Annotated in this window: 10 protein-coding genes; 4 read left to right on the top strand and 6 right to left on the bottom strand. The window is 62.5% G+C overall.

Going from position 1 to position 12,056, the window contains the following annotated elements; all coding sequences use genetic code 11:
• The first annotated feature begins 111 nt into the window (after nucleotides 1-111).
• The 4 genes from GE027_RS03200 to GE027_RS03185 all read left to right on the top strand — a co-directional run bounded on the left by GE027_RS03200 (nucleotide 112) and on the right by GE027_RS03185 (nucleotide 5,701).
• On the top strand, nucleotides 112-1,302 hold the full coding sequence (locus GE027_RS03200; protein ID WP_153555730.1) for a nickel-dependent lactate racemase family protein: 1,191 nt from the start codon (nucleotides 112-114) through the stop codon (nucleotides 1,300-1,302).
• Nucleotides 1,303-1,305: 3 nt separating this feature from the next.
• Nucleotides 1,306-2,268 (top strand): AEC family transporter, encoded by a 963-nt coding sequence (locus tag GE027_RS03195; RefSeq protein ID WP_153555729.1) that lies wholly within the window; start codon nucleotides 1,306-1,308, stop codon nucleotides 2,266-2,268.
• A gap of 273 nt (nucleotides 2,269-2,541) precedes the next feature.
• A complete protein-coding gene (gene guaB, locus GE027_RS03190; RefSeq protein ID WP_153555728.1) occupies nucleotides 2,542-4,032 on the top strand; it encodes an IMP dehydrogenase in 1,491 nt (496 codons plus the stop codon).
• Complete coding sequence (locus GE027_RS03185; RefSeq protein ID WP_153555727.1) at nucleotides 4,007-5,701, top strand: hypothetical protein; 1,695 nt, start codon at nucleotides 4,007-4,009, stop codon at nucleotides 5,699-5,701. The genes guaB and GE027_RS03185 overlap by 26 nt, the downstream gene beginning before the upstream one ends.
• Here the strand turns inward: GE027_RS03185 and GE027_RS03180 are convergent.
• The 6 genes from GE027_RS03180 to GE027_RS03155 all read right to left on the bottom strand — a co-directional run bounded on the left by GE027_RS03180 (nucleotide 5,698) and on the right by GE027_RS03155 (nucleotide 12,035).
• Nucleotides 5,698-6,243: a hypothetical protein gene (locus GE027_RS03180; protein WP_153555726.1), complete on the bottom strand. Its 546-nt coding sequence runs from the start codon at nucleotides 6,241-6,243 to the stop codon at nucleotides 5,698-5,700. The genes GE027_RS03185 and GE027_RS03180 overlap by 4 nt on opposite strands.
• 458 nt (nucleotides 6,244-6,701) lie before the next feature.
• Nucleotides 6,702-7,568 (bottom strand): alpha/beta hydrolase, encoded by an 867-nt coding sequence (locus GE027_RS03175; protein ID WP_237607221.1) that lies wholly within the window; start codon nucleotides 7,566-7,568, stop codon nucleotides 6,702-6,704.
• A 51-nt stretch (nucleotides 7,569-7,619) separates the two neighbouring features.
• Entirely contained in the window at nucleotides 7,620-7,865 is a 246-nt protein-coding gene (locus tag GE027_RS03170) for a hypothetical protein (protein ID WP_153555725.1), read from the bottom strand.
• A gap of 47 nt (nucleotides 7,866-7,912) precedes the next feature.
• On the bottom strand, nucleotides 7,913-8,380 hold the full coding sequence (locus tag GE027_RS03165; RefSeq protein WP_153555724.1) for a DinB family protein: 468 nt from the start codon (nucleotides 8,378-8,380) through the stop codon (nucleotides 7,913-7,915).
• A gap of 73 nt (nucleotides 8,381-8,453) precedes the next feature.
• Entirely contained in the window at nucleotides 8,454-9,680 is a 1,227-nt protein-coding gene (locus tag GE027_RS03160; RefSeq protein WP_153555723.1) for an efflux RND transporter periplasmic adaptor subunit, read from the bottom strand.
• A 15-nt stretch (nucleotides 9,681-9,695) separates the two neighbouring features.
• Nucleotides 9,696-12,035, bottom strand: coding sequence for an ABC transporter permease (locus tag GE027_RS03155; protein ID WP_162006552.1), 2,340 nt, complete (start codon nucleotides 12,033-12,035; stop codon nucleotides 9,696-9,698).
• Nucleotides 12,036-12,056 lie beyond the last annotated feature (21 nt).

Genomic DNA, 12,056 nt, shown 5'->3' with positions numbered 1-12,056 from the left:
AAGCCTTCGCTGGGACCATCGCGGGATCGCCCGCAAAACGTCAAGATAGTCTGTAGCAACTATCGACAGGTCGTTGATAGAGGATTGGTGGTAAAACCCAGGCTTTCTGACGTGAAACTTCCCCGTTTACAAGATCTTCCCGCCGCCGAGTCGGCCATCAGCTGGGACTTTATGCCCGCCGGCTTCCAACGCTTGGCCGAAGTCCGCGCCGCGGCCCAGCAGGCCGTGGAACAACCGCTGCACTTTCCCGCCGTCGGCGACGTCGTGGTTCCCGGCGACAGTGTGACGCTGGCGGTCGATCCGAACGTTCCCAATTTGCCAGAAGTGCTCGCCGGCATCGTCGACGCACTGCCGCTGGGCGAGCTAGGCGACGTGGTGGTCCTGCTGGGCGAAGAAGCGATCGAAACCAGCGTCCAGGCCGTGCGTGACGCCCTGCCCGAGTCGGTCACGGTCAAGCGGCACGACGCCAGCGAACAGGACGCGATGGCTTATCTAGCGGCCAACCAGGCCGGCGATCCGCTGTACCTGCATCGCGACCTGACGCTGGCCGACCTGGTCATTCCGGTCGTGCTCTCGCGGCCCCACGGGGCGCTCGACCCGGACTGGAATTACGGCGGCATCGCTCCGGCCCTGGCCGACGCCACCAGCCGGCGGCGGTATCGGTACGAGTTGCTGATGCGCCGCAGCCGCGAACAGACCGAACCGCGGCAGGTCGCCTGGTTGTTGGGATACCAATTGATGGTGGCCGTCACGCCGACGGTCGAGGGCGACGCGTATCGGATCGTCGCCGGCACGGCCGATTCGATCCAGGACAACCTCAAGCCCGACACCGAGCAGAACCGCCAACCGGCGGCGGACCACGAAGTCGATCTGGTGGTCGCTTATTTGGACGGGGACCGACAGCAGCAAACCTGGGAGAATGTCGGTCGCGCGGTGTACGTTGCCCGGTCGCTGGTCCGTCCCGGTGGGACTATCGCCATCGTCTCGGCCCTGGAGCAACCGCCGGGCGGAGCGCTGCTGCGGCTGCGCGAGCTGCAAAGCGGCGACGAGGAAGCGCTACGCAAACGCCTGATGAAGGATTCCGATCGCTTCTCGACGGCCGCCACGTTGTTGCTCGATGCCCAGCGCGAAGGCCGCGTCGTGCTGTACTCGCGTCTGCCCGGCGAACGGGTGGAACAACTGGGGCTGGGGGCGCTGGATTCGCCGCAGTCGCTGGACCGGTTGATCGCCGAGCACGAGACGGCCGGCGTGCTCCGCTGCGCCCAGTACTGCAGTCCCGGCACCGGCGAGGCGATTCGATAAAGCATGGAAGATCTGTTGCCAATCGCCGCTCGGGTGTTTGGCGTGTTCCTGGTGATGATCGCCGGCGGTGTCTGCCGCCGCGTGCACTGGTTGACCGCTGAGAGTGACCGTTCCCTGGCGAACCTGACCGCGAATCTGCTGCTTCCGGCGCTGTTCTTCGACCGCATGACCAGCGGCGATTCGCTGCAGTCGCTGGCCGATACCTGGTTCCCACCGCTGCTCGGATTCCTGTTTACCGCGCTAGGGTTCGGCTGCGCGGCGTTGTTTGCGCACCTGTTGGGCGAGCGGATCGGATTGGACACGCTGGGGAAACGCCGGGCCTTTGTGCTGTGCGTCGGGATCTGCAACTACGGCTACATCCCCCTGCCGCTGGCCCAGCAATTCTATCCCGAAGCCGAGATCACGTTGATCATTCACAATGTGGGCGTGGACATCGCGCTGTGGAGCCTGGGGATTTTGGTGGTGGCCGGACGCGTGGGCACCCAGTGGCGGCGGATCTTTGCCAGCCCGCCGCTGTTGGCGGTCGCCGTGGGGTTGGCCCTGAAACATTCCGGCGGCATCGACTACCTGCCCCTGCCGGTCCTGCAGATGACCACCGCGCTGGGTCAGTGCGCCGTACCGATGGGGCTGTTGCTCGGCGGCGCGATCATCGTCGACTACCTGCCTCAGTTGAAATGGAACTCGGGCAAGGCCGTGCTGGCCAGTGCCAGTCTGATCCGGTTGTTGATCGTGCCCGGGATGATGTTGATGTTCGCCGGTTTTGCGCTCATCCAGCAACCACGCCTGCAGGAGGTCTTGCTGCTGCAAGCCGCGATGCCTGCGGCCACGTTTCCGATCGTGCTGGTTCGTCTGTATGGGCAGGATGTGGGGACGGCCGTGCAGGTCGTCTTGGGGACTTCCCTGATTGCCATCGTCACGATTCCGCTGTGGCTGCTGGCCGGCGGTTGGTGGCTGGGCGTCGGCTGATTGCGGCCCGGCACGTCGCTGTTGGCCGCGGTCCCGTTTTTTTCAATCGGCCAGATTGAGCTAAAAAACGGCCCGGACCGGCGCGATGGTCTCGGCAAACCGACGCCTGGGCGACAAAAACCGCATCCTATCGCGTTGCGGCTGATTGGGCTTTGCTCCATAATCGGCGCACCCAAACTCGACACCAATTGATCTTTCTTCGTGACGGCTCGGTCCGTCTGCCAGCGGGTGCAGGCCGTCCCTTTCTGTGCCACCCCTTGGACCGGAGCCCCGATGGCTAGCGAAAACGGCTTGATTTCTTCTCAGGGAATCACCTTCGACGATGTTTTGCTGGAACCGCAGTACAGCGAAGTCATGCCTTCGGAGGTGGACGTCAGCACGCGGTTGACCAATCGGATTCGCTTGCAAATCCCCTTCGTCAGCTCGCCCATGGATACGGTCACCGAAGCCGGGATGGCGATCGCCTTGGCTAAAGAGGGCGGTTTGGGCATTATCCACAAGAACCTGTCGGCCGAGCAGCAGACCGAGGAAGTGCTGAAGGTCAAACGCAGTGCCAACGGCATCATCTTTGATCCGGTGACCTTGCATCCGCATGAAAAGGCCAGCCGAGCGGCCGAATTGATGGACCAGCACAACGTCTCGGGCGTTCCCATCGTGCATCCCGACCGGACGCTAGCAGGGATCCTGACCCGACGCGATCTGCGCTTCCTCGAGCACCCCGACGTCCCGATCGACGAGGTCATGACCCGGGAAAATCTGGTCACCGCCGTTGGGAATGTAACGCTTGAGGAAGCTGAGCGGATTTTAACGGATAAAAAGGTGGAGAAGCTTTTACTGATTGACGAAGAAAGAAAACTAACGGGACTGATCACGATCCGCGACATCGACATGATGAAGCGGTTTCCCAAAGCCTGCAAGGATTCGCAAGGTCGTCTGCGAGTCGGGGCGGCGATCGGGGTTCACGATTACGACCGTGCCGAGAGCCTGATCCAACAGGGTGTGGACCTGTTGGTCGTCGATTCGGCCCACGGACACAGCAAGAACGTGATCGAGACCGTCCGTGAAATCAAACAACGAACCAACTGGGACATCGACGTCGTGGCCGGCAATGTCGCCACGGCCGCCGGTGCCAAGGATTTGATCGAGGCCGGTGCCGACGCCGTCAAAGTGGGCATTGGGCCGGGATCGATCTGCACGACTCGCGTCATCAGTGGCGTGGGCGTGCCCCAGATAAGCGCCATCGCTGCGGCGGTGAGCGTTGCGGACCAACACAATATTCCAGTCATCGCTGACGGCGGGATTCGCTTCAGCGGTGACGTCAGCAAAGCCATCGCAGCCGGTGCCAGCTGTGTCATGATCGGCAGCCTATTTGCCGGTTTGACCGAAAGCCCGGGCGAGATGATCCTCTACCAAGGCCGTACCTTCAAAGCGTACCGCGGGATGGGATCGATCGGAGCGATGGTCAAAGGCAGCAGCGATCGGTATCGCCAGAAAGACACCTCGGCCGGGAAACTGGTTCCCGAAGGCGTCGAAGGGCGGGTCCCGTTCAAAGGCCCGCTGGGAGACTTTGTCTACCAGCTGGTCGGCGGCCTGCGAGCGGGAATGGGATACGTGGGGTCCGCTACGATTGAAGAGCTGCGTAAGGACGCGCGGTTCATCCAAGTATCGGCGGCGACGGTTCGGGAGAATCACCCGCATGACATCGCGATCACGCAAGAAGCACCCAACTACAGTCCCGATGTTCCCGGCGGCGAAACGCTGTAAGGAACGTCCGGCCCTTCTCCGCCGCGGCCCGGCCCTTCTGCGCCGCAGCCCGGCCCGATCGTTGGCCGCCGTGCTGCTGGTGGCCGCGGCCACCAGCCCCTTGGCGGCCCAGTCGCCGGTGGCGAATTCCTTGCGAGCGGTTCCGAAATTCGGCGAACAAGCTCCTGCCGCCGCGCCCCAGCCACGCTCGGCCGCCTGGAACCTGGCTTGGCGCAAGAGCGGCCAAACCACGCCGCCTCCCGCGCCACAGACGCCGGCCGCGCACACCGCCCCGGCCCCGGGCCCAGCATCCAATCAGGCAGCATCCAATCAGGCAGGCTCGAACAACGTCGCTGCCAGCCACGGCCTGGCGCCGGCCGCTCGCGCCGTGCCGGTCCGCCGATTGGCCGATCTGACCGAGGTCGCCATGCAGCGCCCGGTCCGGCAAACCACATTTTCCGCTGCGACCCGCTCCGAGGCCGCCCACGCCGTACGACCGGCGGCTTTTCAGAACCAAGACCAGAACCAAGGCGGCGATCCGTCGCTGGAGCTTCCGCCCAGCCTGCAGCCGGTTCCCACGCCCGAGGACAACAACGACATCTTCGGCGAACCGCCCGTCTTCCCGCCCGGTGGCGCCATGCAGTCGCCGCTGCAGCCGCCGGCCAACCCCTCGCCGGCCCTGCCCGACGGCCTGAACCCGGCCGATCCCACCATGCCGCGCGGCACCGATGACGCGGTCGAAGTGCCCGGCACGATGCCACAGCTGGACCTGCCCGGCGGGGATGAAGCGGACGAACTTCCCTCGCCTGCCAACCCGATGCGCGAACCCGCTTCGCCCAATGATCGCGGCAGCGTGCCGATGCAGCCCGGTGCGGATACGGAGCCTGCACCCGAGACGCAAGATTATCCAAACCCCTTTGACCGCTCCGGTACCGATCGCGATTCCGCGGCCGACGATTCGCGACGCAGCGGTTTCGGAGAGGCCGATATTGCTCCGCCCAAGCCTCAAAGTTTCTCCTGTGAAGCGTTTCGCGACCGCATCGATGCCCGCACGATCGAAAAGATCTCGCTGGACATCTCGCCGCCCTTCCAGCCCGCCGAGCTGGACCCGGATGTCTTGGAAAAATCGCGTCGCGAGTTCCGTGAGCGTCAAGAGGTTCGTCAGTGGCGATCGCTGGACGGATTCGTGATGGCCGAAGGTCGACTGCACGACTTGGCTTACGAGAAAGTTGTGATCCAAGCCGAGCACGGCGGCCTGGAAGAGATCTCGCTGCACCGGGTCAGCGAAGCCGATTTGGCTTATATCACCGAACAATGGGGGTTGCCCAACGAGTGCCGGATCCGGCAAGCCAAACACCAGCCTCGCCGTTGGACACCCCAGCAGGTCACCTGGAAGGCGTCGGGACTGTGCCACAAACCGTTGTACTTCGAGGACGTGAACCTGGAACGTTACGGGCACACCGCCGGGCCGATCGCCCAGCCCCTGCTGTCCACCGCTCACTTCTTCACCAACATCGCCGTGCTGCCCTACAAGATGGGCATCCATCCTCCCAACGAATGCCAGTACACGCTGGGTTACTACCGACCGGGCAGCTGTGCACCGTGGGTCGTGCCTCCGGTACCGATCAGCCTCCGCGGGGCCTTGGCACAGGGGGCGGTCATGGGCGGCTTCGTCGGTCTGGTGCCCTAGCCGACCCGGGGCGGGTCAAGCGGCGGGTCAAGCGGCAGACCGACCGGCGGTTCAATCACTCGTGCTTCGTATACGGGTGCTTCGTCTGCGCACGCCTGCACCGGCTGGGGCTCGAGCAGCTGGGGTTCGAGCAACTGGGGTTCGAGCGGCTCGGCTTCGGCAAGTTGTCCGATCAGGCTGCCTACGCCGCCACCGACGGCGCCGGCGATTCCCATCCCCACCAGATAAATACTGGTCTGGATCAAGAAATCATGGCCTGCCCGATCATCGCCCAACAGACTGCCAAAGGCGCCGAGCAGCGACGCGCAGGGCAGGATAAATAACTCCAGCACGATCGCTGAGAGCAGCGCACCGGTACCAGCCGCGATCAACGGAGGACGAAGGGCTCCGGCGATCATCCCGACCAACACCCCGAGTCCGGCCGACGGTAACAGAACAATCGGATTGACGATGAGCTCGGGAAAGAAGAACAAGACGACGCCCACGCGACTGACCGCGCTGACACCGGCACCGGTAAGTGCCCCGATCGGAGAGATACGCAATGGTCTGCCCCCATACAAGCGGTTGATGGATACCCCATTCTATCGGTTCGGGGATCCCCACCGCAAGCAACCGATCATCAATGATAAACACTGATCGGCAAGCCGAACCCCAAGGTATGCTCCGCCAGTGCCCGTCGTTAACAAGTAGGCAAACCATACCTTGAGGAATGCGGACTCGTAGGGCGGTGGCGCTTCGTTCGCCTCTATCGGATAAATGAATCCCGATAGCAATAGGACGGCGAAGAACGGCATTGCCAAGAGCACAGCAAGGAGAAGTGCTCCTGTCGCGCCAGCAATTGTTCCCCGCCACGAATGCGTCATTGCGGCACCGATGGAACCACCGGCGCCACTGGGAACGGTGGCGAGGGTTGTACTGGGCCACGGAATTCCCAACGTCAGCGCAACGGCAACGAAGAACGTAAATATGAAAATGTCCGTGATGCGGAACTGAAAAACCATCACTCCTCCGTACCGGCAACGCGATCGATGAAACGGTCGAGCTGTTTGAGGTAACCGCTCGTTAGCCAATTATTATGGTCGGCGCCCGGGACGACGACGAATTGCTTCGGCTCGTTCGCAGCGCGAAAGAGTTTTAGTCCCGATGCCGGGGGAATGGTTTGGTCGCGGTTTCCGTGGCTCTGCAACAGCGGACCGCGGTACCGCACGATCTTGGCCGCCGAGTCAAGTTTGCTCGGCGGTACCAACCAGGACAGTTTTGGATAGTGGACGTCGGCCACGTCTCGAAGGGATGAAAACGTGCTTTGCAGAATCAGGCCTCGCGGTGGTGTTCGGGCTGCCAGATGAACCATAATCGCGCCGCCGAGCGATTCGCCCATGAGCAGCATTTCCGAGTTTTTAATTCCGGCGAGTTCACACAGTTTTTCCCGCGCGGCCGTCGCATCCTGAATCGCGCCTGCGACGCTTGGCGTGCCCTCGCTTCGTCCGTAGCCGCGATAGTCGAACAGGAACGCCGACACGTTTGCCTGGGTCTGTAAATACCGCAACCAGGCTGCTCGTGATGCAATGTGTCCGGCGTTGCCATGCGCGACGAGCACGACGGCACGTGGATGGTCCACCGGACAATACCACCCGTGCAGCTGCGTTCCGTCTTCGGCAGCGAAGAAAACATCCCGGTACCGCAGCTGTGCCGGATTCCAATCACCGCTGGGAAACTTTGACGGAAAGAACAGCAGCAGCTCGTCGATGGTTGCGGGAGTGGTATCCGGTGTGGCGTCGCCGTGTGGCGGTTGCCGTGTGTAGCCACCAGCCCCAGGAGCGACGGCGAGGACGGTAATGGCAAGAACCCGCAGCGTGCGATGCATCATCGAATTCCCACGTTATCGTCAGACAATTCATACAGAGCGCCCCCGCCAGCATCAAAACAGCGCGTGCGGGGATACATCGGGCATCATTTTGTGGGCTATCGCTGCGATTTCGGCGTCCATTTGGCGTTGCAGTTTCCAGCGATTGAGGATCCCCGAAGCGTTCCACTGCTCGGCGTACTTGGCTTCGACGATGCGACGAGCTCTGCATCGAGCGTCGTTCTCCAAGCGTTCGTAACCATCAGCCACAAAACCCGATTGACAGGATCGATATCGTTTCAATTTGCGACGGCGTGTCATGGCAAGGCTCATCCGGCATCGTGGGAGCGGGAAGACGTTCTGGTATTCTACACGCCCATCGCCGTCCGTTTCTCATGAATTGCCTGGACGTGATGGGGAAGGTGCTCGGTAATGCCTTCGAGCAACTGGCCGAGGGACATCGGTCCTGCTTCGTTGTGGTGTCCGAGGCGTGCGAAGTCCGGTTCAGAAAGGGTGTACAGGATCCTTGCCACCTGGGCGCGAATCGATTCGACCACGGCTAATTCCTCATCGATCTTGCGGGCTCCGTAGGCCAGCCCCGCGGCGAACTGGTCCGGATCGCCGCCGAAAAAGGTCGGCTCGTCCTCGGCAAGGACCCGTTTGATGCGATCGGCGTAGACGATCTCGAAATCGGCGATATGGCAGACCGCCTGACGGACCGACCACTTTCCTGGAACCGGGACTGCGTCGAGTTGATCGGCGGACAGGTTTTCGACGGCCTCTCGCAACAGGCCCGGGCCGGCCGCATATTCTTCGATCGATTCTTGGTAGGTCATGCTTGCTTTTTCTCCAGCAAAACAGGGTCATACAATCCCATTACTGTAACGCCGTGCCCGCTTGGCGACTTGTTTAGAACCCAGCGGGCGGCCGAGCTTCGACCGCAACGCCCTTTTCGACCGAATCGGACGGATGCACGATGACGGTTGCCCCGACGTCCAGGCCGTGCCGGATCTGAGCCATGCGGCCGTTGTTCTGACCAACACGGACCTCGGTCAACTGGGCGCGGCCATCCTGTACGGCGAACACGTGCCAGCGGCCCTCAATGCGAAACAACGCGCTGGTGGGCAGTTGCAGAACGTCGCTTTCGCGCCACACGACGATTTCGCAATCGACGCGAAAGCCATCGCCCAGTCCTCCACGCCGCTCGGCGGGATCAAGGAAATCGACGACCACGTTAACACGCTGTTCTTCCACACCCAATGCCGAGACTTTGGTGAACCCGGAGGGTTCGACCAAGCGCACACGTCCGGCCAGGGGTTGGTCGCCACCCCAGTGCCGCAGCGCCACGCGGTCGCCGGGATGGATGCGGACCGCGTCGTATGACAAGACATCGACAACCACTTCCAAATCGGATGGGTCGCCCACTTCCAGCAAGGCGGCACCGGCGGTGACGATCGCCGTACTCTCCTGATAGATCCGCAGGATCCGGCCATCGATCGGCGCTTCGATCGCCAGCTCCATCTCGGAATCGTCGTCGGACGATAGATCGGTCAACAGCAACGCGGCCTGTTGCAGTTCCAGTTCGTAGCTCGCGATGTCGACGCCAAAGCTCGCCGCCCGGGCTTCCTCGGTTCGCTGCTGGAACTCCAGTTCTTTGCGTTCCATTTCCGAGGGCGACGAAGCGTTTTGTTCTCGAAGGCGACGGACGCGTCCCATTTCGATTTCGGCAAAGTTGGCGGCTGCTTCGGCCTTGGACCGTTCGGCCTTGGTCGCCTTCAAACGTTCCTCCGCAGCGCGCACCCGGGCCCGCGCCTGAGCGGCCGTGCGGGGATCGAGCAGATCGGCCGGGACGGGTTCCAAATGAGCCAGCACGGTTTGCTCTGCGCGCACCAGATCGCCGACATCCCAGGTAATCCGCCGCAGTCGACCGGCCAGCGGACTGGAGACGATGTAGCGTTCGCGAATGCGAGTCCGACCGTCCTCTTCGACGCGCACGTCCAGCGGTCCTCGGTGAACGACCGCCACATCCACCAACACCGGCCGGGGCCGAAAAGTCCAGAACACGACGATGGCCAATGTTGCCAGAACTAACAACGGCACTATCCAGCCGCGGATTCGCCAGTTTGATTTTGCCATGGTGTCGTTATCTGGTTACTCGCCGCTCTTCAACACATCGACCAGATCCAAACGATCCAGTCGACGACGTACAACCCCGCCGCTGATCGCTACCGCAACGACCGTGATCAAGGCCGCCCGCGCATACGTCGACAAATGGATGACCAGGGGAATACGAAACATTTCCGTTTCGAATCCTGTCGTCATGGCGGCACAGAAACCATACCCAATCCCCCATCCCAGGGGCACCGCCAGCAACGTCAGGACCACCAGTTCCCCCAGCAGGACGACGGAGACTTCCCGAGTCGTGAAACCGATCACGCGGAGGGTGGCCAGTTCTCGGCTGCGTTCTTCCAAAGACAGGCGAACGGTGTTGTACACGACGCCCACCGCGATGACCGCAGCAAAGAACACGGTAAACGACTGCATCGTGTTCTGATTCGCCGCGACCGTATCGCGGAACTGGGAAATCGTCGCCTGCTTGATCGATACCGAAGCAACCTTCGGTGTGCGTTTCAAGCGATCGTACAACTCGTTTCGGTGTCTTTCGTCCACGGCCAAGTACGCGCCGTTAAAGGCATCGCTCTCCCGCATCAGGCGGTTCAATTGCTGAAGGGGCATGTAGGCGTTGGCACCGGCATACTGCTTGATGATTCGGGCCACGCGGACTTCGTGCACCGGTTTGCCACCCTCGAGAACTTCAACGGTAACGGTCTGTCCGAGGCGGACGTTTAAGATCCGAGCGAGTTTGTCATTCAGGACCAAGCCGGCGGGCGGCAGGGAGATCGGTCGTCCGGCGGCGTCCAGCAGGCGGTACAGGTCGCGCGGTTCATTCAGACCCAAGATCGCGGTGCGGTGCTGGCGATGCTGGTGCCGCAGTTTGACCGGTACCGCGCGGTACTGTTCGACGGCTTGAACACCGGGCAGATGCGCCAGATCAAAACGGGCCGATGGGGAGGTTACCTCATATAACGTCACTTGGACGTCGTGCCGCTGGGCGCGCTGGAATTCAAAGTCGATCAGAAAATCCAAGGCGTCGTTGGTAAACCCGCTCATCACCAACACCGCGACCGAAAACGCCATGCCGACGCTGGACAACGCCGCAGCAACCGGTCGTCGTTCCAGGCCGCGAAACACGATGCGAAGGGGCAACGGCAACCACCTGCCACCGCCGAGCCGTTCGAGCAGCGACCGCCGGTAGGCGGACGGCGGAGCGGGACGCATCGCTTCGGCGGGCGGCAAGCGTACCGCCCCGCGGACCGCCCGCCAGGCTCCGCCGCCGGCAGCCAATAGACTGATCGCTCCGGCCAACACGATCACGCGGAAGTCGGCTTGGTAGACGAACGAGGGGAAGCGATAGAACTGGGCGTACAGCCGCGCCAATCCGCTGCCCATCCAGCTGCCCGCGACCGCACCCACCGCGGCACCCAGCGCGGCGATCAGCAGCGCACCTTTCAGGTAATGCCATCCCACCTCACGGTCACGGTATCCAATGGCTTTCAACGCCGCGATCGTGGTGCGTTGCAGGGCGATCCGGCGGCTGAGGACGATGTTCAACAGGAACGCCGCGACGCCCAAGAAGACCGTCGGCGCGATCAAGCCGGTGGCTCGCAGCTGGCGGATTTCGTCATCGAGAAAACGTGCCGAGACCTGTTGGTCGCGTCCGAAGGCTCCGCCTCCACCGAAGGCTGCCAGCAGACCATCCAGTTCTTCGATGACCGGTTCGGGACGGGCGCCTCGTAACAGACGGAGGGTCACATTGTTGAAGGCTCCGTCCATGTCGAACACCGCTTCCATCTGGCGGCGCGGCATCCAGAAAATACCAAACCGTCGGTCGTCCGGGAGGATTTCGCCGGGACGCACCTGCAGGACGTATTCCGGAGACAGAGCCACGCCGACGATCCGCAGTGGCTGAAGCCGGCCGTTCAGTACGGCCGATACCGCATCGCCCAACGCCAAACGATTGGCCTCGAAAAACGCGTCGCTGACCAAGACCTCTTCGGCTCGGTCCGCTTCGGGCATTCGGCCCCAGCGAAGGTGCACAGCGTTCAGCCGTGGCGGGCCATCGTCGGGCAAAGAGATCAATTGGCCGACCGCCGGTTCCAACAGCCCCGGCACATCCAGGTTGACCTGAGCGACGATTCGCGTCTGAACGGTCGCCACGCCGTCGATCGCCTCGATCCGTTTTTCCAAGGGCATCGGAGCGCGTTTTAGCGAGACGAATAGATCGGCAAAGCGATAGCGGTCGTAGTAGGCATCACGGGCGTCGCTCAGATACCGCAGCGTGCTGATGCTCATCACGAACACGGCCACGCCCGAGGCGATGACCATTGCGATGGCCGCCGACTGGGCGGCGTGCCCGCGAAGCTCGCGCACGAGTTTTCGGTCCAGCGTTCG

Source organism: Roseimaritima sediminicola (assembly GCF_009618275.1).
GTDB classification, from domain to species: Bacteria; Planctomycetota; Planctomycetia; order Pirellulales; family Pirellulaceae; genus Roseimaritima; species Roseimaritima sediminicola.
The sequence above is the reverse complement of the archived record's forward strand: the minus strand, read 5'-3'. Positions and strand labels throughout refer to the sequence as shown.